Source organism: Spirochaetia bacterium (genome assembly GCA_022482625.1).
In the GTDB taxonomy this organism is placed as follows: domain Bacteria; phylum Spirochaetota; class Spirochaetia; order Sphaerochaetales; family Sphaerochaetaceae; genus Pleomorphochaeta.
Genome location: JAKVOU010000001.1, coordinates 15,310 through 41,384, shown reverse-complemented (window position 1 = coordinate 41,384; position 26,075 = coordinate 15,310). Strand labels below are relative to the sequence as shown.

Here is a 26,075-nt window from a genome sequence, read left to right as displayed (position 1 = left end):
CGAATACGGCTGACTACCGGATTAAAGGCAACCAGTTCTACTTTCAAACAAAGAAGTCCGTAATTCACAAGACCATCTTATGAAGCAAAAAAAACTTAAAACATTGCTTTCTAGGATTAAATTCCCCAAAAAGTATCAAATTTTAGAAACGTTATTTCATGATAGTATTTTATAAAATCAATTTAATACATTTTTATGTTGAAAAATCAATTTATTACATGTATAATTGATTATGTTTATGTTGTTTTAAACGAAAAGTGATTCAAAAAAGGTAATAACTATGATTCTTGAATATTCCGTAAAAAATTATAAGGTTTTCAAAGAAGAAGTAACTATCAGCTTCATTGCTTCCAACTATGACAAGGAAAATCAAAAGGAAAATTTTCTTGAAACACCTGACAAGAAGCTTCGCATCCTGAAATCTGCTGTCATTTATGGTGCAAACGCTTCAGGCAAGACAAAACTCTTGGAATCGTTAAGAACTCTGCGTCATTTAGTTATCAACTCATCCAAGAACGGCCAACAGGAAGAGCCAATCAATGTACAACCATTTCTGCTTTCTTCCACAACTGAAAACGCCCCGACGGAATTTAATATCATTTTTTTGGATGATAGTGCTATCTACCGATATGGATGTGAAGTAACACGTAAACAGGTACTTAGTGAATGGCTTTTTTATAAAAAGATGGAAGCAAAAACCAGAGAGGTGCAAATTTTCTATCGCGATACAGTCGATGGAACCTTCGAAGGCCACCAAAAACTTTTCAAGAAAGGCAACATGCTGCATGAACAGCAACTTGTCAGGGACAATGCACTCATGCTTTCTGTCGCCGCACAGTTCAATGACTCAATCTGTAGCAAAATCGTCAAATGGTTTACCAACCAAGTAGCAGTACTTTCAACTCAAAAAGAGATTGAATACAAGGGCTACACCATGAAGAAATTATCAGATAAAAACTTCCATGACAGAATCATGAAATTGTTAGAGGTAGCAGATCTGTCCATCAGAGAAGTAACGTCCAAGACGATGGGCATTAATGAAATACCCACTGGTGCTCCAAAAGAAATGAAAGAATTTCTCCTTTCAAAAATTGAAAGTGAGCATATCCCCGTCTATACGGGGACAATCACCACCCACTACCACTACGATGAAACGAATCGAATTATCGGCAAGACAGACTTCATGATGGAGAAAGATGAATCAGATGGTACCAAAAAATATTTCTACCTGACCGGACCGATCATCAACGCTCTTGAAACAGGGCAAACACTGTTTATTGATGAATTTGATGCACGTCTGCATCCGAACCTCGTCCTAAAGCTGTTTGCCTTGTTCAATAATTCCAAAATCAATGGGAAAGGGGCCCAGCTAATCATAACAGCCCAAAACTCAATTTTCCTAAAAGAAGGGATACTACGAAAAGATCAACTATGGTTTATAGAAAAAGACCAATTTGAAGCCGCCCATCTCTATGCTCTATCAGATTTCAAATCAACAAAAGTTCGCAAAGGGGAAAACTTTGAAACAAGCTATCTCAAGGGAAAATATGGAGCCGTGCCTTTTCTAAATGAATTCACAGCCCAACGATGCTGCGAAAAGGAATAATTACAACATGGCTACAAGAGAAACAGGAAAGGCATGAAGGCAACAACAAAGAAAACTTAAAAGGAAACAGGCTTCCATGTCTGTCATACCAGAAATACTGATTGCCTGTGAAGGTAAAAATTTGGCAAAAGGACATTCTTATGAAAAAGTCGGGTGTGTATCTGATAAAGATGATTTTCCAAATTGCGATTTTGACAATGCCGTTAGCAAAGCCCAAGCAAACGGTTTCGAAGTAGCTTATTCAAATCAAGCCTTTGAGTATTGGATAATCTTACACTTTAGGGACCATCAAGGAAGTGCAATGGATAGAAAACAGTATGCAGAAATAATAAATGAAGAATTGTCTCCCTTTGGTTTGAAATACGAAGGCAATGGTTGTAAGGTCATTACGTCTGAAATATTCAATGTGTTGCAAAGTAAAGATGAGGAAAAAAACACTGAACGTTCAACACTTGCAATCTTATTACCCTTGGACTGGAGCCATTCCAAAAGTGCTTACGGAAAAATTTCCTTGATATTTCCAAGCAGATTATAGAGGTTGTGTGATGCTACTCGTTTCCATTTCCTGCAACTGTCGGCATGGATTCTACATGGATATGCATCGTACATAAATATTTATTCAGGTATCCGTAAATTTTGAAAAAGCCTCTGGAATGTAAAAATTTTCAAGATTTATTATGTGGTATAATTATAATGTTTCATTTCATCTGAGGGTATACCAGAAGGCAAACCTACACGCATGAAATAGCGCGCAAAACTTTGAGATAAATGCTCCCGATAGGGAGGCAGCAAACGAATTCTTTTTTTATAACCAACCAAAGCTATAAGATAACTTTTAGGTACTGAGTAAATTGTCCTAAAAGATACACAGTAATAATCTTCATTTTCTGAGCCTATAGCGACTTTATTTAATAAATGGTATGCAGGTTGATTCCCTTGCCTTAACTGCTCCCTTGCAGATTTACTTCTATAAAAATCTCCATTTCCTCCATTAGTAATGAGTTCCTTAAGGGAAAGTATGGGACAGACTATTACGCTTTCTATTTTTTCATTTTGCAAATCACAGGATTGCGAAAGAATGATACAATGGTGTTCAACAAATTCAGAAATACTGTCAGTTACTGTATCATTGAGTAATGACTCATAAGCTTCATCTGATGGTATAATAATCTTACAATTTTCTATTATATCTCCTTGCTCTAGAGTTTTTCCACATACCGTATAATCATACCAAGGATAGTCTTCTTCTGCCATTTAAATCCAAACCTTTTCCCTTTTGCTAAATTTCGAAAGTCTCAGTTTTACGGTCCCTGCAATAGGTAAAGTTATGACAGATTCTTCTGGATTGTCTTGGAATACATTAGCTTCGTAAGTAATGTATGTAGGATCGGAATATGTTTCAGGAGTAGTAAGTACAGAAATATATTCAACAGGTATTGCATATACAGACTCTATAACATCATTTGCCCCACTGACAGGAATAACACTGACCGCTGCAGATCCTAAAACAGCTGCCAATTTTTTAAATGTCGTATCACTGTGTAACATTTATTTGTCCTCATCGAAAATTGGGTCAAAAGTTTTTATATACTCTTTATCTAATAAATCAAAAAATTCTTGCTTAGCCAACAGATGCGAATGAACTAGTATCTCGTCATAGGTATTTTTGAACGCAGTAAAAGTATAAATCGAGTCATGCGTAACATCAATATCAATCATAGAAGCAATCTTAGATTTTTGACCTTGTATTGAAATCCTTGCATTATTCTTTAACTGTAAAGTTATTTTATAGGAATCAGGTTCTAATACTTCGGTCATAATATTTGTTACAGAATCTTTACCTATTTGGTTGGCTCCAAGAGTCAATTGTAAATTTGCGGATTTGAATAATGGCTCATCCAATACATTGATATACCGAAGTCCTGTCCGTTCAATTTGGATAAATATTGATGGTTTCAATATTTCATTGAGCAAACTACTAATAGCATCATGATATTTTTCCCAAACCAAATCGGAAGATCGATTCGAAAAGGAAATAGCACGAGGTCCCACTCCGATTATCAAATCATATACGCCCGTATTATGTATTTGATAATATTGTTGGTATCTAAAGTTTGGATCTCTGCTACGAATTTCTGGCGGAATTTGTAATATTGGTAAATTTATAACTTTGTTTTGTGTGCTAATCTTTGCGAGAAGAGATTGGTATATTATACCGAAAACAGCATCATCCGGTAAAGATGAGGTAAATCTAATTTCAAAAACTGTTTCGGCCAACGGCCCTTTCTTTAGCTGACGAGGATACTCTTCCATTTTTCCTTTCCTGAACTACAATATAATAGATTCGAAGAGATTTATGCAAGGAAAAAATACATCACTCCTTGTTTTCACTTTCAATTTGATTTGATTTTTTACAATTCTATTAGTCATTTCAAACGCCTTTACTCCCTCTTTGCTCAAACCGGACTACAGGAAGCTTTTTCTTCCCATTCATAAACCCTTAGTAAGACTATATGATATCACAGATCAAGTAAGTAGCTTACTATTTTTATAAAATCACTTTTTCAATCTTTTACAAGTTCAAAAACTTATTTGATAATTATGTACAGTAGTATTGCAAAAGGACCATTAATATATTCCAGACACCGGACAATCAACACTTGCAATCAGACGGGCACAAAAAATCTACGACAGGCTTTCCCACTATTCTCCAGCTCAGGAAGAATCATCTACTACTGTTTTTAAATTAGTACAATATCTTCTAAGCTTCAAACAACAGACAACTCAGTAAGGTATTGTTGCATGGATTACGTCATATACCCGGGCTTATATGAATGGACACCCTTTTAGCCTTGCCCACCTAAGTACCTCGTTAAGACGACCCTGATACCCCTTCTTACCCTTGGATTGGAGCCATTCCAAGTTATCCATGTCAATGCGGATGGTAATGACTTTTTTCACTGGCTTCCAATTTCGGGGATACAATTCATTGGCCTGAGTCTCGGTAAGCTCAGGAATATCCGAAAGGTCAATGCCTTTTGCTTTTATCCGTTCTACTAATTCCGGGGTCAATTCTGTTATTTTCTTCATAAGTCCAGATTCCTTGTTACTTTGTCGTAGTATATTTTTTCTTCACATGGAGTTGCCAATCGTGCAGATATGATTCGGATATGCTCATCTTCTACGTAAACTACGGCAACGACGACATAATTCTGTACACGGCCCAAGCCAAAGAACCGATCTTCTCCAACACTCGAACGTTCTTTATCAAAACGCTCTAAAAAAAAGGATCATCAAACATCGGAATGATGGCCTCAAAGGAAAACCCATGTTTTTCCTGGTTGTCCTCGTTCTTGGTTTCGTTCCATTCGAAACGGTTCCCGACAACTTCCATGCAAGCTTCTTTCTTACCCAGTTTCAGCATAGCGTATCTTCCCCAGAATGTAAATATATATTATATTTACAATACATAAGTACAAATTATATTTCATTGTCTTATAATGTACTATAGAAGTTTTCTTTGGTTTTGGTTGTCCTCATTCATATGTCGAAGAAATCATATCCCCATTGCTTGATCATAGACATCTCATAACAGCCGGTTTCAGATTCTCTCCGATGGCTTCAGGAAGGCATTCAAAGACAATCTCCATCAACCTAGCCAGACTCAGAAAGCAGAAGGATTTTGCAAGATTACCGAAGATGACCTGAGAATGAGTTCCATAGCTATAAGGAACAACAGGAAAAATACAAAGGCAACAACAAAGGCAACTTAAGAGGAAACGGGTTTTCATGTCTGTCATACCAGAAATACTGATTGCCTGTGAAGGTAAAAATCTGGCAAAAGGTTCCATTAATCAAGAAATCTAGTGTATCTTTGATGAAGATGTTTTCTCTTCTTAATAACTACTCCATTGCTTTTTTAAATAAATAATGGTATCATACGCAACATATTGCAACATTTTTCTCAAGAGGTACGTATGAAAAAAATAACTTTGTCCCTGCTTATGCTCCTGACGGCAATAAGCCTTGTTTTTGCCAATGGGAATGTCGAAACGCAATCAGCTGTTTCACAGCCTCAGCAAACCTATTCTGCTACTGATGTTCTTGGCAGAACCGTTACCCTCAAGGAAAAGCCTGCCCATATAATGGTAGTCGGGAAATCAGCCATCATGCCGGCCGATATGGTTTTTCTGTTCAGTGATGAAGTAAAGGACATCAGCGGCCTTGCAAAGACAAACCAAGGCATCGGTGATTTTTTCCCAGCTATCCATCCTGAGTTCAAGACAGAAAAAAGGCTACCCCACAACATAAGTGCCGAGGAAGTTGCAGCACAGTCTCCCGATCTTGTACTTACAAAATCTTTCAACTATTCATCAATTGGAAAGAACATAGAGCAACTGGGCATTCCTTTGTTTACTTTGGACTTGGAAACATCCAAGAGTTGGATGGATGAGACTTTGCAACTAGGCAAGCTTATCGGTGATGAACCAAGGGCCCAGCAGATTGACAAACTCTATCAAACAAGAATTGATGATCTTGCTGCAAAAGTTGCCACGCTCAAAGACAGTGACAAACCGACGGTCCTGCTGATGCAGTTCAGTTCCAAGGACGGTGTCACAGCTTTCTCCGTTGCACCGGATTCATGGATCCAGACAGAAATGATTGAAAAGGCCGGTGGAATTCCCGTATGGAAAGGACAGCTTGCTGACAAAAGCAGCTGGAGTGTCGTTTCCTTCGAACAGATTGCAAAATGGAACCCAGACTACATATTCGTAACCTCCTTCAAAGCTCCAAGCAAGAAATATCTTGATGAAATCTATTCAAGCAATGCATGGAAACAGCTGAAGGCAGTCCAGGAGAAACATATCATGGCTACCCCACAGGATTATCTCAGCTGGGCCCAGCCTATCTCCCGTTGGATTCTGTGCGAACAGTGGCTATGCAGCCAAATGCATCCGCAGCTTTATGCAGGTGTCAATTTTGAAGATGTCATTACCCAGTACTTCAAGGATTTCTACGGCATAACTGATCAGAATATCATCAATGACCTACTTACCCGTTATCGCAAGTCAGTAGCAGACAACAACAGGTAGAAAGGCGTCATGGAAGGAAGAAAAAGCCATAGATATCTGTGGGAATTGTTTGCCCTGACTTTCCTTATCGGAGGACTGACATTGTTTCTGGGTAGATATCCCCACCCAGGTTTTTCTTTCGATCTTACGACCAGACTTTCACGGACGATCATACTGTCGGTCAGGTTGCCACGGATACTTTTGGCAATTCTGGCCGGCGCCATGCTCTCCGCCGCAGGCTTTACGTTCCAGATGATTTTTTCAAACCCTCTAGTCGAACCAGGATTCCTAGGAGTATCCCAAGGCGCGGCTTTCGGAGCAGCATTGGTAATTATCTACATCGGTTATCAGCCGGCTTTGCTGCAGGCTTCGGCAATTTTCTTTGCCCTGCTTGCCCTCTTTCTGGCTTATACCTTGGCACGCCATTTTCGGTTCGGCGGCTGGCTCCTGAGACTGGTACTTTCCGGTATCGCGGTATCTGCCATTTTTTCTTCCATGCTCTCAGCCCTCAAACTGGTAGCAGATCCCACAAAGGACCTGCAGGACATTACGTTCTGGATGATGGGAGGACTCTGGAACGCAACATGGGCAAGACTGCTGTCAATACTACCTCTCGCACTTCCATGCCTGCTTATACTTTTCCTCTTTCGGTGGAAACTCAACCTTCTCAGCCTCGATGAAAAGACAGCCTTTGCCATGGGCGCTTCACCGAAAAGAGAGAGAATCTTCCTGCTTACTGTTGCAACCGTAGGCACGACCATGATTATTTCGGTAACCGGACTGATCGGATGGATCGGCCTGATCATTCCCCATCTGTCAAGAAAACTCATGGGTTCGGATTCAACGGTGGCACTTCCAGGTTCCATGCTCATCGGCGCAATCTTCATGTTGCTCTGCGATTCATTCGGGAGAAGCGCTTTTGCAAGTGAACTTCCCATAGGGCTTATCACAAGCAGTGTCGGAGCCTTGATCTTCATCATCATACTTTCCCAGAAAAAACAGGGAGGCAAGCTATGACTGCCATACAGGTCAAGGACCTGTGCTTTACCTATGACGGGAATACAGCGCCTACGCTCAATGACATCAATTTCAGCGTAGAAGAAGGAGAATGTGTCGCATTGCTCGGCCCTAATGGCGCAGGGAAAAGCACGTTGCTGGATATTGTGCTTTCATACCTTCCCACAAAGCATACCGTCTTTGCCTTCGGAAAGGACATCCTATCCTATGACAAAAAGGAACGGGGCCGGCTCATGGCTTTGGTACCCCAAGTAGAGAAACCGCCGTTTTCCTTCACTTGCCTTGATTATGTACTTTTCGGTCGGGCCCCATATCTTCAGGGCTTTGAAAGCCCGAAGGCACAAGATCAGGAAATTGCCATGCAAGCACTGCAGGAAGTCGGTATGGCAGAATTTGCCGACAAGCCGATTACCACACTCAGCGGTGGAGAAGAACAGCTTACCTTACTGGCCCGTGCCATCTGTCAGGATGCAAAAATCCTGCTTCTGGACGAGCCGACAAGCTCACTTGACCTTGGTAATAAGGTAAAGGTCAAAAACCTCATCAAGACCCTCAATGCAAGTGGAAAGACCATTCTCTTCACGACACATGATCCAACGCTTGCAAATGACCTCGCTGATAAGGCGGCTATACTGCAACGAGGGAACCTCGTAGCTTTCGGTTCCCTCGAAGATTGCCTGACAGGAGAAATCCTGAGTGCTGTCTACGGCACCAAGGTTTCCGTCCTGCAGGAAGCAGGCAAAAGGATACTCATCACGGATTAGTCCTTGATCTCAATATCTACCAGCGAGAACTTGGATACATCAAAGAGACCAAGATCAGTAACCTTGTATACGGGTATTACTGGCAAAGCCATGAAACAAAGTGTCATGAACGGGTCGTACTGCTTCGAAACTCCCAATCTTTCCCATGCCAGATTTCCAAGCTCCTTGAGGGATTCGGCAACTTCGGAAGCCTTCCTGTTGCTCATAAGTCCGGCAATCGGATGAGAAAGCTTGCCAAGGACCTTGCCACCTTCAACAGCTACCATGCCACCATGGTTCTCCTTGAGTGTCTCGATTGCCAGATACATATCATCGTCATTGCAACCACAGCAGATGATGTTATGGGAATCATGGGCCACAGTCGTAGCAACAGCTCCTCGTTTTATACCATAGCCTTCCAACAAGGCAAGGCCGATATTTCCTGTCCCATGGTGCCGTTCAAGGACACAGACCTTGACGACATCCAAAGTCGGATCATGGACAAAATGCCCATCCACTACTTTCACCGAAGCTTCACCGGCTTCAGTCACGACACCGCCTTCCTTGAGCCGGATCGTACGTACATGTCCCTGAGATAGTGGCAAAACCAGTTTCCCCTTGGAAAAAGAACCGATGTTGATATTGCACAGTACCTTGTCACCTACTTCTCCCGGTGTTGCCGGTTCAAGCATCTGTTCGCCTTCGGCAACAAGCCGACCTTCTACATAGACCCTGTGTATCTTGAAATCCTTCAGATTATCCACAAGGGAGAAATCTGCCCTAAGACCAGGATCTATGGCTCCACGGTCAGAAAGCCGGAAACATTCGGCACTGTTTATCGTGGCCATGCTTATTGCCATAAGTGGATCAAAGCCATGGGCAACAGCCAGTCTTACGTTGTTGTTGATGCTTCCCTCTTCCAGCAGGGAGGCGACCTGACGGTCATCGGTACAGAAAAGACAATGCCTGAAATTTGCCATGGTAACCGCAGGAAGCAACCTGAGTTCATCCTGACAGACAGTCCCCTGCCTGACCAGCACGTACATGCCCCTGCGCAGCCGTTCCCGGGCTTCCTCCACTGTCGTACATTCATGGTCATCCCTGATACCCATGGCAGCATAGGCATCCAAGCCTATGCCTTCAAGACTGGGAGCATGTCCGTCAATGAGTTTTCCGGCCTTATGTGCTACGGCAATCTTGTCCAGTACCATGGGGTCAGCCGCCAGAACACCGGGATAATTCATCATCTCTCCTAAACCGAGTACCCTCTCATTATCAATCCGTTTTGCAATGTCGTCAGCCAGCATTGTTGCCCCTGCATGCTCAAAGGCTGTCGCGGGTACACAGCTTGGTACCATATAATATATGGAGAGCGGAAGGCCTTTTGAATTCTCAATCATCCAATCAAGGCCATCCAAACCACTGCAGTTGCAGATTTCGTGGGGATCGGCGATAACGGTAGTCGTACCTTTACGGACTACGAGATCCGAAAAAACCTGGGGACCACAATGGGAAGATTCGATATGGACATGTCCGTCGATGAATCCGGGAACCATATATCTGCCTTTAGCGTCATAGACCGTTTCAGCCATACCCTTGTCAGGTTCCCGGAAACCTGCAAAGATGCCGTTGTCAATCAAAACATCTTTTTCCAACACTTCCAATGTATGGACATCAACCACTTTTGCGTTCCGGATACACAGCTGTGCCTGCTTCCTTCCCATGGCAACATCAACCAAACGTTTCAAATCTTTCATTGGTATTACTCCCGATTATCTTTGGATTCTGATGCTTGCATCATATCACCAGTCTGCATAGGCAACAAGTTTTTTATCATTTTTTTAGATAAATTGCACAGTATGTAATTTATAGATAAATATATTTTTTATTTGATTTTTTATGTATACATAAATTTTGTATGATAATTATTCTCGATTAGTTTTATTTAACAAATTTGTTCACTTGATTCTATTTTTTTTCTGTACGAATCAGATATTCAGGTTTACAATAAGCTATCAATCGAAAAAGGAGTGCGTTATGGATAAGTTCTTCAAATTATCTGAAAGAAAAACCGATGTACGTACCGAGGTCATGGCTGGGTTGACAACCTTCCTGACGATGGCTTACATCCTAGCTGTCGAACCTGGCATGCTGTCATCAAATGGCATGGGAATGGCATTTGAGCAGGTATTCTCTGCAACATGTCTGGCTAGTGCCATTGCTACATTGGTGATGGGACTCTGGGCTGACCTCCCGTTTGTACTGGCCCCTGGAATGGGCCTCAATGCCTTCATGGTATACACTGTCTGCCTAGGAATGGGCTATGATTGGAAATTCGCACTTTCGGCCGTATTCGTCGAAGGTATCATTTTCCTGATCTTGACAGCTTGCAACATCAGAGAAGCAATAATCAACAGCATCCCGAGCAACCTGAAGAAAGCAATTTCTGTAGGAATCGGGTTTTTTATTGCCTTCATCGGATTGGTAAACGCAGGTATTGTCAAAGGCAACGCATCGACGCTTGTTGAGCTGAACCCTCAATGGCTTTCAACTCCGGGTCCTATCGTCGCTGTCATCGGATTGGTCATCATGATTGTACTGATGGTCAAGAGAGTCAAAGGTGCCATGCTGATCGGCATTCTTGCAACGACCGTCATCGGTATTCCTCTTGGTGTAACCAACTATGCCGGAGGTAGTTTTGCACCCCATGCACCGTATTTCTTCCCTTTTGAATTTGCGCACATGGCTTCCTTCGATTTTATCACAGTCTGTTTTACTTTCTTGTTCGTAGATATGTTTGACACGGTCGGGACCCTCATCGGTTGCTCAACGAAGGCTGGATTGCTTAAAGAAGATGGTTCCATCCCACACGTCAAAGAAGCATTGTTTGCAGATGCAGTAGGTACTACTGTAGGCGCAATTCTCGGATGTTCTACGGTTACGACCTTTGTCGAATCCTCAGCTGGTGTTGTTGAAGGCGGCAAGACCGGGCTCACGGCAGTAACTGCGGCAATTCTTTTCCTGCTGGCAATGTTCCTAAGTCCTATATTTGAATCCATTCCATCAGCGGCTACCGCTCCAGCACTTATCCTCGTCGGTGTCCTGATGGTCTCGCCTATCAAGGATCTTGAATTCGACGATCTTACAGAACTGGTTCCCGCCTATCTGTGCATACTGTTCATGGTCGTCACCTACTCTATCAGCAATGGTATCTTGATCGGTATCCTGGGTTATACAGTACTGAAGCTTTTTACCGGGAAAGGAAAGGATATCACCGTCATGACATGGGTTGTTGCTATATTGTTCATACTTGAAATCATCTTCAGCCCACTGGTATAAGCCATATGGCATGATTTTTACGAAAGCATCATAAAGGAATCTCCCGCAAGCAAACGGGAGATTCCTTTTGTCTGAAAAACAGGGATGGCTACTTGGTAACCATCCCCATCCATATGCAAACAAGAAATTTCTATGCTATTTGATAATGGTTCTGATCCACCCTTCAGGGCCTTCGATCACTCCCATCTGGATACCTGTCAGGGTATCATACAGTTTCTTTGCTACTGGCCCGATCTCGTCCATGCCACTTGCGAAGTTGATATCTCCGTCCTTGGTATGGATCTGTCCGACTGGGCTGATGACTGCAGCAGTGCCACAGAGACCACATTCAACGAAGTCCTTTACTTCAGTATAGGCAACAGGACGTTCGACGACTTTCATGCCGAGCATATCCTTTGCAACAGTGACCAAGGATCTTCTGGTAATGGAAGGAAGAATCGTCGGGCTCTTCGGAATGACAATGGTACCCTCTTTGTCCACGAAGAGGAAGTTGGCTCCTCCGGTTTCTTCGACATAGGTTCTGGTAGCTGAGTCCAGATACATATTGTCAGCATAGCCAAGGCTATGTGCGAGGGTTCCCGGATACAGGCTCATTGCATAGTTGAGTCCAGCCTTGATATTGCCGGTTCCATGCGGAGCTGCCCTGTCATAGTCACTGAGCATGAGCTTCACGGGTTTGACACCTCCCTTGAAATAGGGGCCGACAGGTGTTGCGAACAGCCTGAACTGATATTCGCCCGAGGCTTTGACGCCGATTACAGGGCCACTGCCGAATACGTACGGGCGAAGATAGAGTGTTGCACCTGTTCCGAACGGTGGTACATAGGCTGCATTGGCCGCTACGACCTGGTCTACTGCCTCTAGGAACATTTCCTTTGTTACGACTGGAATGCATAGTCGTTTGCAGGTATTCATCATCCTCTCGGCGTTCAGGTCAGGACGGAACGTAACAATTCGTCCATCCTTGGTAGTATAGGCTTTCAGGCCCTCAAAACAGGTCTGGGCATACTGAAGAACTCCTGCGCATTCATTGATGACGATTTCACTTTGATTGGTAAGGTATCCCTTGCCCCATGAACCATCCTTGTATTCAGCTACGTAGCGTTTGTCGGTCGCACGATAGGAGAAATCAAGGCTAGTCCAATCGATGTTCTTCTTTTCCATTTTCCAGCTCCAAATACTAATTTTGCAGTATACTGCAATCTATATTGGGACAATGGTAAAACTTTGGCCGATTACTGTCAATTTGCGAAATAGAAAAAGTAACTGAATTCTCGTCTAATGTTGATGGATATCTTGATTCCTTTGTTCCCTGTTGTGTCAGACGGTCAGCAGTTTATCCCCGTCTTTCAGTATTGTCGTCAACCCTTCACCCCAATAGATGACTTCAATGCCCAGACCGATGAGCTTGTCAGCAACGCCCAGCTGGTCAGCACAGGCCTTGCAGGCTGAAAATTGCACTCCCGCTTGTTGGGCAACCTGTATCTTTGTTTGGATGGAGGTATTCTCCGCAACCAGTTTCGTGGTGGCGCCCCAGATAATGACGGTTACAGCATCCCACCATTTTTCCAGCAGGCTGTTGGTGGCATACATCATTACCATCTTTTCTGATGTCAACTCATCAGCATTGGTCCAGAGTATATACAGTTGATTTGATTTTTCCATGGCAACCTTCCTTGTCAACAAGCTTACTCACCTAGGAAAATGGAGTCAAGGTAACTGAATGACAAATCCAACTACTAGACATTTCTGCCAGACTATTATTTCTTACGGACCATAAAACGGTAGGCAGGAGCCGGAACCAAACGGTTTTTCCATGAGGTAACAAGAGAAAGGGATAAATTTCTGCGAAGCCTGTAGGTATGGTAATGGGACAATAGGCCAAAGTATGCATTGACACGTGCCTGTACATGCAAGGTTTCCTCAACGGTAGGTTTATGGTAAAAAGCAATTTTGTTACATTCACCTACTGTCCTGAAGGCATGCTCCGTAACACGTCGGGAGACAAGAAGATGACCTGGCTTGAACTGGATTCCAAGGAAACGGACCCCGTTCTTGCATGGTTGCAGATACATTTTCTTCGGATGAAGTGTAAGATGCAGATGTTTTGCAAGATAAGCGCGGACAACAGGAATAAGAAATTGCAGGAAATTCTTTTTCAAATGAACAATGACCATATCGTACATACCGACGGATCCTAAGGTCATGCTTGCTAAAGTGGTCAAATGAAGAAAGGTAGAAATTGGCCAAGATTTGGCTGGTATAGTTTCCAAGTGGGAGTCCACAACCTTTCTTCGCATGGAAAAGGCTTTTTTCCTGTGGGAGGAGATTCCAGTCGCTTCTCTTTCTTTTGATGATACAGTCAGTCGTAGGATCATGGAAAATAATTTGGGAAATCAAGGCAAGTACAAGGGAAAAACTCGGTTCATTGCACAGAGGCGTAAGCAAGGACAAAAGCTGTCGATAGAGGATTGTCCTGTCTATGCTCATGAAAAAACCTTTGATGTCAAGTTTCAGAATCCAGCATTCCTTGGTGTAATTCTGTGAGCAGCTTCTGATAAAATGATCCAGCCTTCGGATAGCGGCATGGGTACCTTTTCCCCTACGGCAGGCATAGCTGTCTTGGATGTTTTGTTTTTCCAGCAATGGAAGGATTTTTTGTACGACAAGGTGTTGTATGACCCTGTCTCGAAACGCAGAAGCAAATATTTCACGGGGTACGGGTTCCCGCACGACAAAAGCCGTAGCGGGACTGATCTTGTATGTTCCTGAATTGACTTCCTTGTAAAGTGCTTCTAAGTTTTTCTCATAATCCAGCTCAAACAACTGGGCTGCAGCTGTATGCCGTGTATGCTGCCGGCAGGCTTCATATGCATCATAGAAATCCACAAGTGGTATAGGATAGGGACAAATGCGGGAACTGGAAATCTTTTCTCCAGCTCCCGCATAGCTTTGGCCTGAGAGCCCGCACAGCCCGAACATATTTGTTGTTGTTCTTGTTGTTGTCGTTTTTGTTGCCATTGTTGAAGTTTACGTTGTACGCGTTGTAAGCGCTGGACTGCAACAGGCCCTGCGTCTAGCTCGCATACGGACCAAATCCAATGACGCAGGAGCGTTTTGCTGACAGAGACGCCCGTCTTTGTCAGACCATTTCCCTGTGTGTATTACCATACAGACTTCCTGCCGCTTTCATCCAAAGCCTGGCTCGCTAGCTATGGCCGTAACCACAGTCATTCCGGCCTTCACCGACTGGCATTACGCCAACCGATGATTTGTTTTCCTATTCGTTCCATATATACGGCAAGGGCTGCCTGCCGTTTCATGCTCATGATTCTGAGATCAACACAAAGCCGAATTTCAAATTTCAGAATCTCTCAGTCATCAAGGAACTGCTCCAGATATCTCCGTTTTTCCATGGCTTTGTTCGCACGATAAATACTACGTACCAATACAATACCATCCCTTTTCATATCTTGTCCCAGCGTAAACTTGTATTTCCGCGGAAAATCTTTTGTATACTGAAAAAGCAACAGGATCATATGGTACACATCATGGAATACCGGCAAGTCATAGTATAATGCCACAGAAAGCTCCTTGTATTTCATGTGCAGGGCCCCAAGTTCCTGCACCTCCTTTTAAAATAGTCAAATAGACAAATAGGTAATCAGAAAGCCCGCACAGCCCGAACAGAGTGGATGTGCTTCCTGCTGTAGTCGTCGTACCAGGTGCCACTGCTGAAGACCACGCTGACCGCGCCCGCGCTGTAAGCGCCGGACTGAGAAGAACTCCAATACTGACTACTAACGAATCCTCCGATACTATCTTTTTGCTCGTACATTTCATATAACTCACCCACTGATGGCAGGAACCAATCATCATATGTTTTTTCGCCATATGATACCGTCTTATTGGAACATTTACTTTTTGCTGAATACCAAGTATATGTTCCGCTTTCATCAGCAGGAGCAGCCTCAAGATACCGCCAGTCATCAATATAAGAACCTTTGTCATAGAAAACTTTTCCTCCCGCAGGACCTTCATCTCCTACGGAATAGGTTTTATAGGTTGTACTTGCCACACTGCTGTTTGCTATGCCACTCTTTACTGCCATCGCCTTTACCGTCGTTGTGGCACTGAGGGTAATGCTTCCTCCTGATGTAACATGGCTGCTGCTTGTCGTCGGTGTAGTACCATCTGTCGTATAGTAGATGGTGGCCCCGCTAGTACTTGTCATTGTTACGCTTTGCGTATCACTGAAAGTACAGCCTGTGGGACTGAAAGTCGGTGTCGTTACTGTTGAAACTGTAACTGCCTTGCTTGCCACTTCGGAACTGGCAAAGTTGTCCTTCACCGCAATGGCCTTGACCGTCGTACTTGATGTCAGCGTGATTGCGCCGGCGTAGGCAGTGCTGGACGATGCAGGCGTGCTCCCATCTGTCGTATAGTGGATGGTTGCTCCGCTGGTCCCACAGCTGATGCTTACCTTCTGCCCTCCGGTGGTGTCACTCTGGGAAATGACTGGTGTCGTTACTTTGAGCGTGTAGGTATTGCTCACAGGTGCAGAGTTCACTTCTCCGCTTGCCTCGTCGAATGCCGTGACCGTCGTCCCTGTGCTTGCGATGCTGATGCCTGACGAGTAGGTCCGGTAGGTACCGCTTCCTGCCTTGTAGCGTATGGTATCGCCGGTCAGTGTCAGCGTAAATGTATTGCTGTAGGTTCCGGTGGTCTTGCTGAAGTCTGGTCCTGTGGCAACGCTGTAGGCCTGTGTCCCTGTGGCAGACCTGACCATCCCGTCCTTTTCTGCATAGGCCTCCACCTTGAGCTCCTTGCCCTGCGTCACCGGCACTGCCATCCCTTCTGTCCAGCTCCCGTAGCTTCCGTTGCCTACTGCATACCGGTAATGGACGGTTGCTCCGCCAGTCTTGCAGCTGATGGCAACATCTTGCGAATCTCCTGAACTCAGGCTGAAAGTCGGTGTCGCAACAGCAGAAACCGTGACGACTTGGCTGGCTCCCTCTGAATCCAGCAGGTCTGCCTTCACGGCAACCGCCTTTATCGTCTTGCTCTCTGCCAAGGTGAACGGAGCTGTATAGCTCTCTCTCGTACTGCTGGTGGCAGGGTCAGTCCCGTCTGTCGTGTAGTAGATTGCCGCTTCTGCTGTATCGGTTGCCATGGTCACCTGCTTGCCGCCGGTCACATCCCCTGTGCTTATCGTCGGCTGTGCCGCCTTGGCAAAGTCTGCGTCCTCGAAGCTGATCGTCCCGCTCGACTCCAGCCCCGTGAACACGTTCACCATGTCCATCCCTGAGAAAGTAATCTGTGTACCGGAGGGATTGGTGAACCTCACCCCTACCATGTAGTCGCCTGCAGCGGCACTGCCACTCACCGTCGCACTGCCCCCGCTCACGGCTCCTTCATACCAGCTGTCCCCGAGGCTTGCCCTCAACCTTGGTAAAGGTCGATGACAGGTCATCCGGCCAGCCTATCCCTATGCTATAGGTCCCGTTGTCACTTGTAAGGTAATGCAGGGTGAAGCTGATGGAACTCGTCTTCCCTGAGTTGACTGCGACTCCGGTTGCATCGGCCTGTTCGGTGATCACCGTCCCGTCGCTGTTCATCCCTTCCACATGGAAGTCCCAGGTGCCTACGGGAATGCTGGAGACCGTATTCTTTTCACCGAGGATCAATGTCTGCTTGGAAAGCGTCTTGCTGCTGTTTGTCTCTTCCCCCCAGAAGGACACCTGGGTGACCTTGGCACTGCTTCCGGGAGTTATTGACTTGGACGTACCTTCGTCTAAGCCAAACTGCAGTTCACCGTAGGGATCAGGGTCCTTGCAACCTACCAGCAATAATAAAACAGCAAGTAAAGCAATGAACAAAAGTTTATATACACCTCTAGCAGATTTCAGTCTCTTGTTTATGGACATAACAGAACCTCTTTCAATCCAAGAAGAAAGTGTTTCCATACAAATACAGAAACACCTTTCCATGCAGATTTTCTTTTTTCAGGTTTGATTATGTCATAACTTTCATTATTCACAATAGACAACTATCATAAAATGTAAGAAAAATCATATATTTATTAAATTTTATTTCCTAAACAAACAATATTTATGCACAGTTTGTATAAAGAATATTTTATCTATATCAGATATTATTAGAAATTATAAAAACAGTCACAAGTTAAATCCACCGATTTATGCATATTTTTCATCATTGAACTGCTACTACAAATAGTGACACAAGTGCCACATCTTTACTGTCATTATCTCCTGCATAGTACATGATAGAGATCCATCCGATCACAAAGTTGCAGGGCTTCCTTGACCAGCTTGGCATTGCCAGGTTTATTGAATTGAAGCAATGCCCTCTGTAAGGTACGCTCCCGTCCCTTCGGCACATAGACAGGAGCGAAATCCATACCGGGCCGGGGATCCAATCCGGTATAGTACATGCAGGTAGAAACAGTACCCGGTGTCGGATAGAACTCCTGGCACTGATCAGGCACAAAACCGACCTTCTTGAGGTACAGTGCCAGCTTCAACGCACTCTGCAGTGTAGAACCAGGATGGGCGGCAATGAAATACGGAATAAGGTACTGTTTCAACCCATGCTTATGGTTTGCCTGATGGAATGCTTCCTCAAAAGCCTCATAGGCCCCTACCCGAGGCTTGCCCATTACGGCAAGCACCTGCGGATCAATATGTTCCGGTGCCACCTTGAGCTGACCACTGACATTATGGGTTACCATATGGTCAATGAACTGCTCCCTGATCTCAGGAGAACAGACTTCCATCAGATAATCGAATCTGATGCCAGACCGTATGAAAACCTTCTTGACCCCAGGGACTGCCTCAACCGCTTCCAAGATTTCCAGATAGTGCCGGTGGGTATCCTGCAGATTCAGGCATGGAGAAGGAAACAGACATTGCCTTTGATCACAGGGACCGGCTTTGCTTTGCTTCATACAAGCCAAACCTTGGAAATTGGCAGTAGGCCCTCCCAAGTCATGGATATAGCCCTTGAAACCGTTGAGCTTGGTCAATGATGTTGCCTCACGTACAAGGCTCTCCTTGCTTCTGATCTGAATCATCCTACCTTGGTGACTGGTAATAGCACAGAAGGAACACCCTCCGAAACACCCCCTGTTGCTCGTAATGGAAAACTGTACTTCCCTCAAGGCAGGAACCCCACCGTCCTTGTCATAATCGGGATGGGCCATCCTCGTGTAAGGCAGTTCATACAAGCTGTCAAACTCCTTTGTCGTCAACCTGTCGGCGGGAGGATTCTGCAATACATAACGATTGCCACTTTGCTGGAGTATGCGTGTACTCTTGAGCGGGTTTTCATGCTCAAGTTGCATTTGAAAGGCCTCTGCATACGCCCGTTTCCCTTCCTCGGTCGGACGGTTTGACTTCTTATCTCTGCCAGCGACCTCTTCAAAAGAAGGTAACATAACAAGCGGCCATACGGAATTTTTAAGAATCTCTTCCTTATGCTTTTCAGAAAATGAAACACAGGTTCCCTTGATATCGGTAAGTTCTTCCACCTTCTGGCCTTCCTGAAGCCTTCGGACAATTTCCAAGGTCTGTTTCTCACCCATCCCGTAAATAAGCATGTCAGCCTTGGCATCAAGCAAAACGGAATTGCGGATCCTGTCACTCCAGAAATCATAATGGGCAAACCGGCGCAGTGAAGCTTCCAAGCCTCCGATGATGATCGGCACATCCTTACCGAAAGCCTGCCTCGCCTTGGATACATAGACAGGAGCGACCCGATCAGGGCGGAACCCGGACTTGCCTCCGGGAGCGTAGAAATCTTCACTTCTCGGCTTATTGGCACTGGTATACTTCAGAACCATGGAATCAATATTACCAGTTCCTATCATGCAGCAAAGCCGTGGCACACCTAACTTGAGAAACGCCTTGTCATCCTGCCAATCCGGCTGAGCTATGATACCGACCTTGTAGCCCTTGCTTTCCAGCAAGCGGGCCAGCAAAGGAACGCCGAAGGACGGATGGTCCACATAGGCATCGGCACTTATCATCACGATATCCAGCTGTTCCCAGCCACGGTTTTCCATATCCTGTTTCGTCACCGGAAGAAATGCAGCACGATACTCATCTTGTTTCATACCGCTACTGTACGTTGCTTTCCACTTCCATTGCAATATGGGTCAGACATGTGCAATTGCAGTCCTTTGTCCTTTCTGCTAGATTATTGCCATGCATATTGAACTTGTTTCGACAGCTATTGAAAAAGACAACCTTTCCTACCCCCTGGGAGCCCTCTGCATCCAGACAGCACTGGAGCACACCCCACAGCTTTCGGACTGTTCCGTCAACACATCCCTCTTCTGCCTTGCGGATGAGCCGGAGAAAGCCGCTAAGCAGATACTTGTGAAACATCCTGATGGCATCGGTTTTTCAATCTACCTGTGGAACCGGAAATGGTTTTCTTCCTTTCATGAAACATTGAAGAAGTCCAACTACAAAGGATGGCTGTTCGCAGGTGGAACCGAGATCAGCGCCAACTACAGCAATTTCAGGAAAGATGGATTTGATTTCCTTGTTGTCGGTGAGGGTGAAGAAAGTACCCCTGCAGCCCTTGTCCAGCTGAAAGAAGGGAAAAAACCTGAAGGGAAAGGCATTTATACTCAAGAATGTACCGTACCAAGCTTCGCTAGCATCAGGAATCTGGAAAGCCTCGATTCCCCATTGCTTACCCATACTGCCGATCCCTTCCTTTTTCCGGGTTGCTCCATCCTTTGGGAAATGACAAGAGGATGTCCATATCACTGCGCATTCTGTTTTGAATCAAAAGGCCTGAGAAGCGTCAGGGACTATCCCATGGCACGGACGGAAGCGGAACTTGACTATATCGTAAGCAAAGGCGTGGCCGACGTATTCGTACTGGACCCGACCTTCAATATCAACAAGGAACGGACCCTGCACATCCTTCACATGATCAGGGACAAGGCTCCTGATGTCCATTTCACCTTCGAGCTCAGAGCCGAGCTGCTGGATGAAGACCTCGTCGAGGCATTCAGCCAAATCTACTGTTCTCTCCAGATCGGCTTGCAAAGTATCCATAAGGATGTATTGGAAGCCGCTGACCGTAAATTTGACCGTAAGCTATTTGAAGAAAAAGTCAGGATGTTGGTAAAAAGCGGCATCGTCTTCGGTTTGGACCTCATCATCGGTCTTCCCGGAGATACCCTGGAAAAATTCAAAGAAAGCCTCAACTTTGCCACAGGTCTGCAACCAAGCAACCTGGACATATTTCCGCTTTCCCTCCTGCCCGGGACAAAACTGGCGCATGAGGCAGCAAAACTTGGCCTTGAAGTCAGTGATGACGATACGTACACTATCCGTTGTACATCGACATTGAGTCCTGCCGAGTTACAGGAAGCCATGGTAATCAAGCACGGATGTGATGAATTCTACACAAAAGGAGGGGCTTCCATGTTCCTCCACACGGTCCTTGAAGCCACGGGACTCACGGCAAGCCAACTGTTCAAGGAGTTTGCACTGTTCATTGAACACAGGAACAAAGAGGAAGATATCTATGGACAGCAGGAACTATTCATCAGACAATTGCTGAAGGACTGCAAAGACACAGAGATTGAGGATGCTGTCATCTCCTTTGTCGAACTCCATCAAGGCATCGACTATCTGATGGACTGCAAGGAAGAACCTGAAGTAAGCCTCCGCTACGATCCAAATGAACTTGCCTTGCTGGACAAGATGGCTGTGAAGGACTTTGTCAGGACTCACAGGAGTCAGCAGCCTGCATACTATCTCATCACCGAAACAGAAAATGGCATTGAATTTTTCAGACTAACTGATTGAATTGTCAAAAGCACTCATCTAAAAGCAAAAAACAAGCCATGTACAAAATAATGAGAAAAGGTATTATAGGAGCATGTACATTGATATCCACACACACCTGCTTCCCGGCATTGATGATGGTCTGAAAGACGAAAGCCTGCTGCCAAAGATGTTTCGGGCATATGCCCAATGCTTCATTACCTCATTGGTATTTACCCCGCATCTGTTCAATCCATACGTACACACAGATATACCGAACATCATGCATACCTATGAAAACTGCAAGGCCATTGCGGAAGACTTAGGCATCACCTGCTACTTGGGTTCTGAAATATTCGTCAAGGACAGTGAAAAGGATATCCAAGGCATTCCTATCGGAAATCAATTCTATCTCATAGAATTTCCGGTATTGTTCCCACCTAATTTCATCATACAGAAAATCAAGATGGTCCAAGACAAAGGATACAGGGTAATCATCGCACATGTAGAACGTTTTCCATGGCTGACATGGAACGGAGACCTTTTCAAGCAGCTCCAGGACATGGGCGTAATTTTCCAATGCAATGCAGAAGACATCAATCTGCCGAAAACCAAGGAATACCTTGACAGGGACCTTATTGATGTCTTTGCCTCAGACAACCACGGTAACCTGGAAGCTCCTGTACAGTTGGTAATGGCATATGCGAAATATCCTCTCGTTGCCCAAAAGGCACAGGATCTCGGTCTCTGACCGGACAGCAAGACTATCCGGTCAATCCGACCATGTTTTCTTAGCCTCTGATGGCATCCAGATGCTTTCTGATCGCACTGATGAACTGGGCCGTATTGACTGCGGTCACCTTGATACCTTCTGCCAAATGAGCAAGGTCCTTCGTCATTATCCCATCGTCAAGCGTCTGCATGCAGGCAGCTTCCAGCTGATCTGCAAACTGTGAAAGATCATGCAAGCCATCGAGTTCTCCACGCTTCTTCAGTGCTCCCGTCCAAGCATAGATGGTTGCCATAGGATTTGTTGAAGTATCTTCGCCTTTCAGATACCGATAGTAATGCCTGGTTACCGTACCGTGAGCTGCCTCATACTCGTACTTTCCATCCGGAGAAACAAGTACGCTTGTCATCATGGCCAAGGAACCGAAAGCTGTGGAAACCATATCGGACATGACGTCCCCATCGTAGTTCTTGCAGGCCCAGATGAACCCACCTTCGCTGCGGATGACCCTGGCAACGGCATCATCGATAAGCGTATAGAAATATGTCAGGCCAGCTTCTTCGAATTTCTGCTTGTATGTGTCTTCGTACAGGTCCTGGAAAATCTGTCTGAAACGCTGGTCATAGCTTTTGCTGATCGTATCCTTGCTTGAAAACCATAGATCCTGATGCGTGGCAAGAGCAAACTTGAAACAACTATGGGCAAAGCTGGTTATTGAATTGTCCTTGTTGTACTGTGCCTGAAGCACTCCGGGACACTCGAATTCATAGATGGTCTTGCGCACCGTCTTGCCACTTTCCCCGGTAAACAGCAGTTCAGCCTTGCCAGGTTCCTCTACCCTGTATTCAGTCGCCTTGTACACGTCACCATAGGCATGTCTGGCGATGGTAATGGGTTTCTTCCAATTCCTGACCACAGGTTTGATGGAATCGATGGTAATCGGTGTACGGAAAACCGTACCATCCAAGATAGCCCTGAGTGTACCATTGGGACTTTTATATTTTTCTGTCAGGTGATACTCACTCATACGCTGTTCATTTGGCGTAATCGTAGCACATTTGACACCTACTCCAAGCTGCTTGATGGCATTGGCCGCATCGACGGTTACCTGGTCCTTGGTCTTTTCCCGGTTTACCAGTCCAAGGTCATAGTAATTGCTCTTCAAATCAACATAAGGGATGATAAGTTCATCCTTGATCATTTTCCAGAGAATCCTTGTCATCTCATCGCCATCGAGTTCGACGATAGGGGTTTTCATCTGAATTTTATCCACGTAAGTTCCTCCAATCCAGGGTTTTCCTCTACCATACAACATATGCGCCATGAGTGGGAATACATCAGGCATTCCGGTTCCGACAAAGAAACGCAACAACAGAACCAGAGCTCCAAGCCATAGTATTTTTATTGTTTTTGGCTAGCGAACACTTGACGAAAAGTAAAAATACTAAGATATTTTCACCTGTTGGAAACTAAAAATACAATTTTAGTTTCTATAGTACACAGGAGCATTACATGAAACATTCCACACATACAGACGTAGCCATTTTCATGATCAGCCTGGCCCTCATGCTACGGCAGATGTCACTTTCCATCGTAGCACCGTTCATTGCCACCTATTGTACGCAACTGACTGGTTACACGCCGATGCTTGCCGGAATGGTATTGGGCATATTCGGTCTGATGCAAGCCATCCTGCAGACACCGTTCGGCATGCTGAGCGACAAGTTCGGCACAAAGAGAATACTGCTCATCGGCCTTACTATCACGGTAGCGGGCCTGTTGCTTGCCTATGTCGCCACATCAATCTATACCCTTATCATTTCCAGGATGCTGCAAGGCTGTGGAGCCATCATCGGTGTCGGCTACTCATGGATAGCAGGAATGGCACCAGATGACAAACGAGCCAAGACCATGGGAATCCTCAGCTTCATGGTTTCATTCGGCGCAATGCTGTCATTCATACTCGGACCATTGCTTCGCAACTATCTGGCCGTAAACCAGATTTTCCTCTGCTGTGCCATTTTCATCATCATGACTGAGCTGTACATACTCTTTTTCACTCCCTCTTCAGGCAAGCCAAGGGAAACAACGGGAAGGATCAATGGCGTAGCTTTGCGGCAGTTCCTCGCGGACAGGCCATTCATGAGGCTTTGCAGTGCTGCATTCATCAACAATTTTATGTTGACATCTATCCTTTTCATTGTTCCGATGCATCTGCAAGGGTTGCTCAAGGAAACACAACTTTGGATTGTATTCATTCCGGCCTTGGCTGTTGCAATATTGATGATCAGGCTGACCGTGCAGGCCGTAAACAAAGGTTTCAGCTATCGGATGATGGGATTCTCGTTCCTATTGGACACAATAGGGATACTATGCATAATGAAAGTATCGTTACTGTCCACTATGCTCGGGCTTGCTTTGTTCGCAGGAGGATATGCATCCAATGTAACGATCATTTCTTCCAAAGTAAACGAACTGACACCGAATGCTTCCAGAGGAACTGCAAACGGACTTTTCAATGCCATACAATATCTTGGCAATTTCATCGGCCCCGTGCTTATAGGCATGCTCTGGGATGTATCAAGCATTGCAACGGACATACCGTTGCTTTGTCTTGGTATGATTGGTATCATCATGGCGCACGAAGAGGAGAAAAACCATGGAAACAAGAGATCGTATACTTGAGGCTACAGGTAAGCTGGTCAAACAATATGGACCAAAAAAGTTCACGGTGGATGAGCTTGCCGCAGGATTGAAAATCAGCAAGAAGACGATTTACCAGCAATTCAGCAGCAAGGAAAATCTCATTGCCTGCTATATTGCCTCGGCAATTGCATGCAACGAGGAGGGAGACGAGGCAATCCTTGCCGCACCTGTCGATGCAATAAAAAAGCTAAGGATGCTGGTCCATGCGACACATACCTACCCGCTTCCTGTCTCACTGCTGCAGGATATACGGCAGTACTACCCTGAGCAATGGGAAAAAGTAGAAGAACTCAAACACTTCAAGTTCAAGATATTCAGACAGGTTGCACAGCAGGGCATCACGGAGGGTCTCTTCAAACCCGAAGTCAACTGGACCATATTGAACAGGATGATAAAGGAAATGAGTAACATGTATATGGACTTTCCCTTCCTAATGGAACAGGGTATGACCGTAGGAAAGTCCATTGACGCTTCCTTGGATATCCTGTTTTTCGGCATAGTAAAAGAAAAGGCTAAGACGGAATAACATACATCCCGGATCCTCATCCTGGTCCTACTCATAGATTTCCTGTACAAGGATGCGACATCTTCCAATTGTAGATAGATTTTCTTGTTGCTTTCTGCAATTGGTAGTTTTATATACAGAAGTTTCATATTACTTCCAACCATTAGACAAAACTACCATTAGGATGTCAAAGATTTAAAAAATTTCACTATTTTTAATAAGGGAGATTTTCCTCTGTTTTTTGAAATATTTACAAAAAATGTTAAAAAACAGGTGTAGTCGGCCTACAATAAACGTTTTCTTATAGAAAAATCATCCAACAATATTTCAAATCAATCTATTATATCAGTCACTTCTTCAAAGAATATAGTTCTTATTCGTCTAGTAAAAAATGTCAAGATAGGAATCGGTGTGTTTAGAATTTGACTGATTGTTGCACTTGAAATCTTTGTCAATTTTGATATTGCGCAATTCAATGTGTTTGATTGACAAAAATAAATATTCTTAGTAAACTTTTTTCACCATCGGAGGCTTTGTAACCGTAGTTT

General features: G+C 44.7%; 23 protein-coding genes and 1 pseudogene. 10 read left to right on the top strand and 14 right to left on the bottom strand.

The window, feature by feature from the left end; genetic code table 11:
* Positions 1 to 280 precede the first annotated feature (280 nt).
* Positions 281 to 1,606, top strand: a complete 1,326-nt coding sequence (locus LKE40_00190; protein MCH3915916.1) for an ATP-binding protein — start codon at positions 281 to 283, stop codon at positions 1,604 to 1,606.
* 76 nt (positions 1,607 to 1,682) lie between these two features.
* Entirely contained in the window at positions 1,683 to 2,141 is a 459-nt protein-coding gene (locus LKE40_00185) for an RloB family protein (GenBank protein MCH3915915.1), read from the top strand.
* 140 nt (positions 2,142 to 2,281) lie between these two features.
* Here the strand turns inward: LKE40_00185 and LKE40_00180 are convergent, their stop codons facing one another.
* The 5 genes and pseudogenes from LKE40_00180 to LKE40_00160 form a co-directional block, all read right to left on the bottom strand.
* Entirely contained in the window at positions 2,282 to 2,860 is a 579-nt protein-coding gene (locus LKE40_00180) for a hypothetical protein (protein MCH3915914.1), read from the bottom strand.
* On the bottom strand, positions 2,861 to 3,154 hold the full coding sequence (locus LKE40_00175; protein MCH3915913.1) for a hypothetical protein: 294 nt from the start codon (positions 3,152 to 3,154) through the stop codon (positions 2,861 to 2,863). It lies immediately after the preceding gene.
* Positions 3,155 to 3,919 (bottom strand): TIGR04255 family protein, encoded by a 765-nt coding sequence (locus tag LKE40_00170; protein MCH3915912.1) that lies wholly within the window; start codon positions 3,917 to 3,919, stop codon positions 3,155 to 3,157. It abuts the gene before it with no gap.
* Between the two features lie 513 nt (positions 3,920 to 4,432).
* The gene (locus tag LKE40_00165) at positions 4,433 to 4,696 is read right to left on the bottom strand and encodes a BrnA antitoxin family protein (protein MCH3915911.1); all 264 of its coding nucleotides are present in this window, start codon (positions 4,694 to 4,696) and stop codon (positions 4,433 to 4,435) included.
* Positions 4,693 to 5,000: pseudogene (locus LKE40_00160) on the bottom strand (BrnT family toxin). Before LKE40_00160 ends, LKE40_00165 begins: the two are co-directional and overlap by 4 nt.
* A 583-nt stretch (positions 5,001 to 5,583) precedes the next feature.
* Between LKE40_00160 and LKE40_00155 the strand changes: the two are divergent.
* From LKE40_00155 to LKE40_00145, 3 genes are read left to right on the top strand one after another with little or no spacing between them, the layout of a single operon-like run.
* A complete protein-coding gene (locus tag LKE40_00155) occupies positions 5,584 to 6,699 on the top strand; it encodes an ABC transporter substrate-binding protein (protein ID MCH3915910.1) in 1,116 nt (371 codons plus the stop codon).
* A 9-nt stretch (positions 6,700 to 6,708) separates the two neighbouring features.
* Positions 6,709 to 7,695, top strand: coding sequence for an iron ABC transporter permease (locus tag LKE40_00150; GenBank protein ID MCH3915909.1), 987 nt, complete (start codon positions 6,709 to 6,711; stop codon positions 7,693 to 7,695).
* Positions 7,692 to 8,459, top strand: a complete 768-nt coding sequence (locus LKE40_00145; protein ID MCH3915908.1) for an ABC transporter ATP-binding protein — start codon at positions 7,692 to 7,694, stop codon at positions 8,457 to 8,459. Before LKE40_00150 ends, LKE40_00145 begins: the two co-directional genes overlap by 4 nt.
* On the opposite strand, the gene ade is transcribed toward LKE40_00145, so the two are convergent.
* Positions 8,456 to 10,195, bottom strand: coding sequence for an adenine deaminase (gene ade, locus LKE40_00140; protein MCH3915907.1), 1,740 nt, complete (start codon positions 10,193 to 10,195; stop codon positions 8,456 to 8,458). The two genes, LKE40_00145 and ade, sit on opposite strands and share 4 nt — an antisense overlap.
* A 280-nt stretch (positions 10,196 to 10,475) precedes the next feature.
* On the opposite strand from ade, the gene LKE40_00135 reads away from it, so the two are divergent.
* Positions 10,476 to 11,777 carry an NCS2 family permease gene (locus tag LKE40_00135; protein MCH3915906.1) on the top strand — a complete coding sequence of 434 codons (1,302 nt, stop codon included), beginning with the start codon at positions 10,476 to 10,478 and terminating at the stop codon, positions 11,775 to 11,777.
* Positions 11,778 to 11,912: 135 nt separating this feature from the next.
* Here the strand turns inward: LKE40_00135 and LKE40_00130 are convergent, their stop codons facing one another.
* The 7 genes from LKE40_00130 to LKE40_00100 form a co-directional block, all read right to left on the bottom strand.
* Complete coding sequence (locus tag LKE40_00130; protein ID MCH3915905.1) at positions 11,913 to 12,941, bottom strand: branched-chain amino acid aminotransferase; 1,029 nt, start codon at positions 12,939 to 12,941, stop codon at positions 11,913 to 11,915.
* 156 nt (positions 12,942 to 13,097) lie between these two features.
* Entirely contained in the window at positions 13,098 to 13,442 is a 345-nt protein-coding gene (locus LKE40_00125) for a DsrE family protein (GenBank protein MCH3915904.1), read from the bottom strand.
* Between the two features lie 297 nt (positions 13,443 to 13,739).
* Positions 13,740 to 14,759, bottom strand: a complete 1,020-nt coding sequence (locus tag LKE40_00120) for a hypothetical protein (protein ID MCH3915903.1) — start codon at positions 14,757 to 14,759, stop codon at positions 13,740 to 13,742.
* Between the two features lie 392 nt (positions 14,760 to 15,151).
* Positions 15,152 to 15,361 carry a four helix bundle protein gene (locus LKE40_00115; protein ID MCH3915902.1) on the bottom strand — a complete coding sequence of 70 codons (210 nt, stop codon included), beginning with the start codon at positions 15,359 to 15,361 and terminating at the stop codon, positions 15,152 to 15,154.
* An 80-nt stretch (positions 15,362 to 15,441) separates the two neighbouring features.
* The gene (locus LKE40_00110) at positions 15,442 to 17,223 is read right to left on the bottom strand and encodes a chitobiase/beta-hexosaminidase C-terminal domain-containing protein (GenBank protein MCH3915901.1); all 1,782 of its coding nucleotides are present in this window, start codon (positions 17,221 to 17,223) and stop codon (positions 15,442 to 15,444) included.
* Positions 17,192 to 17,704, bottom strand: coding sequence for a hypothetical protein (locus LKE40_00105; GenBank protein ID MCH3915900.1), 513 nt, complete (start codon positions 17,702 to 17,704; stop codon positions 17,192 to 17,194). The genes LKE40_00110 and LKE40_00105 overlap by 32 nt, the downstream gene beginning before the upstream one ends.
* Before the next feature lie 338 nt (positions 17,705 to 18,042).
* On the bottom strand, positions 18,043 to 19,911 hold the full coding sequence (locus LKE40_00100; GenBank protein MCH3915899.1) for a YgiQ family radical SAM protein: 1,869 nt from the start codon (positions 19,909 to 19,911) through the stop codon (positions 18,043 to 18,045).
* Between the two features lie 91 nt (positions 19,912 to 20,002).
* Between LKE40_00100 and LKE40_00095 the strand changes: the two genes are divergently transcribed.
* Positions 20,003 to 21,628, top strand: a complete 1,626-nt coding sequence (locus LKE40_00095) for a radical SAM protein (protein ID MCH3915898.1) — start codon at positions 20,003 to 20,005, stop codon at positions 21,626 to 21,628.
* A gap of 73 nt (positions 21,629 to 21,701) precedes the next feature.
* A complete protein-coding gene (locus tag LKE40_00090; protein ID MCH3915897.1) occupies positions 21,702 to 22,337 on the top strand; it encodes a hypothetical protein in 636 nt (211 codons plus the stop codon).
* A 40-nt stretch (positions 22,338 to 22,377) separates the two neighbouring features.
* Here the strand turns inward: LKE40_00090 and LKE40_00085 are convergent, their stop codons facing one another.
* A complete protein-coding gene (locus LKE40_00085) occupies positions 22,378 to 23,589 on the bottom strand; it encodes an NADP-dependent isocitrate dehydrogenase (protein MCH3915896.1) in 1,212 nt (403 codons plus the stop codon).
* Positions 23,590 to 23,828: 239 nt separating this feature from the next.
* Between LKE40_00085 and LKE40_00080 the strand changes: the two genes are divergently transcribed.
* Positions 23,829 to 25,001, top strand: a complete 1,173-nt coding sequence (locus tag LKE40_00080; GenBank protein ID MCH3915895.1) for an MFS transporter — start codon at positions 23,829 to 23,831, stop codon at positions 24,999 to 25,001.
* A complete protein-coding gene (locus LKE40_00075; GenBank protein MCH3915894.1) occupies positions 24,976 to 25,548 on the top strand; it encodes a TetR/AcrR family transcriptional regulator in 573 nt (190 codons plus the stop codon). The genes LKE40_00080 and LKE40_00075 overlap by 26 nt, the downstream gene beginning before the upstream one ends.
* The last annotated feature ends 527 nt before the right edge of the window (positions 25,549 to 26,075 follow it).

What these genes read in the sequence shown, in the direction of transcription:
- LKE40_00190 (MCH3915916.1), top strand. Translation starts at nt 281, where the DNA reads ATGATTCTTGAATATTCCGTAAAAAATTATAAGGTTTTCAAAGAAGAA.
- LKE40_00185 (MCH3915915.1), top strand. Translation starts at nt 1,683, where the DNA reads ATGTCTGTCATACCAGAAATACTGATTGCCTGTGAAGGTAAAAATTTG.
- LKE40_00180 (MCH3915914.1), bottom strand. Translation starts at nt 2,860, where the DNA reads ATGGCAGAAGAAGACTATCCTTGGTATGATTATACGGTATGTGGAAAA.
- LKE40_00175 (MCH3915913.1), bottom strand. Translation starts at nt 3,154, where the DNA reads ATGTTACACAGTGATACGACATTTAAAAAATTGGCAGCTGTTTTAGGA.
- LKE40_00170 (MCH3915912.1), bottom strand. Translation starts at nt 3,919, where the DNA reads ATGGAAGAGTATCCTCGTCAGCTAAAGAAAGGGCCGTTGGCCGAAACA.
- LKE40_00165 (MCH3915911.1), bottom strand. Translation starts at nt 4,696, where the DNA reads ATGAAGAAAATAACAGAATTGACCCCGGAATTAGTAGAACGGATAAAA.
- LKE40_00155 (MCH3915910.1), top strand. Translation starts at nt 5,584, where the DNA reads ATGAAAAAAATAACTTTGTCCCTGCTTATGCTCCTGACGGCAATAAGC.
- LKE40_00150 (MCH3915909.1), top strand. Translation starts at nt 6,709, where the DNA reads ATGGAAGGAAGAAAAAGCCATAGATATCTGTGGGAATTGTTTGCCCTG.
- LKE40_00145 (MCH3915908.1), top strand. Translation starts at nt 7,692, where the DNA reads ATGACTGCCATACAGGTCAAGGACCTGTGCTTTACCTATGACGGGAAT.
- ade (MCH3915907.1), bottom strand. Translation starts at nt 10,195, where the DNA reads ATGAAAGATTTGAAACGTTTGGTTGATGTTGCCATGGGAAGGAAGCAG.
- LKE40_00135 (MCH3915906.1), top strand. Translation starts at nt 10,476, where the DNA reads ATGGATAAGTTCTTCAAATTATCTGAAAGAAAAACCGATGTACGTACC.
- LKE40_00130 (MCH3915905.1), bottom strand. Translation starts at nt 12,941, where the DNA reads ATGGAAAAGAAGAACATCGATTGGACTAGCCTTGATTTCTCCTATCGT.
- LKE40_00125 (MCH3915904.1), bottom strand. Translation starts at nt 13,442, where the DNA reads ATGGAAAAATCAAATCAACTGTATATACTCTGGACCAATGCTGATGAG.
- LKE40_00120 (MCH3915903.1), bottom strand. Translation starts at nt 14,759, where the DNA reads ATGTTCGGGCTGTGCGGGCTCTCAGGCCAAAGCTATGCGGGAGCTGGA.
- LKE40_00105 (MCH3915900.1), bottom strand. Translation starts at nt 17,704, where the DNA reads ATGTCCATAAACAAGAGACTGAAATCTGCTAGAGGTGTATATAAACTT.
- LKE40_00100 (MCH3915899.1), bottom strand. Translation starts at nt 19,911, where the DNA reads ATGAAACAAGATGAGTATCGTGCTGCATTTCTTCCGGTGACGAAACAG.
- LKE40_00095 (MCH3915898.1), top strand. Translation starts at nt 20,003, where the DNA reads ATGCATATTGAACTTGTTTCGACAGCTATTGAAAAAGACAACCTTTCC.
- LKE40_00090 (MCH3915897.1), top strand. Translation starts at nt 21,702, where the DNA reads ATGTACATTGATATCCACACACACCTGCTTCCCGGCATTGATGATGGT.
- LKE40_00080 (MCH3915895.1), top strand. Translation starts at nt 23,829, where the DNA reads ATGAAACATTCCACACATACAGACGTAGCCATTTTCATGATCAGCCTG.
- LKE40_00075 (MCH3915894.1), top strand. Translation starts at nt 24,976, where the DNA reads ATGGAAACAAGAGATCGTATACTTGAGGCTACAGGTAAGCTGGTCAAA.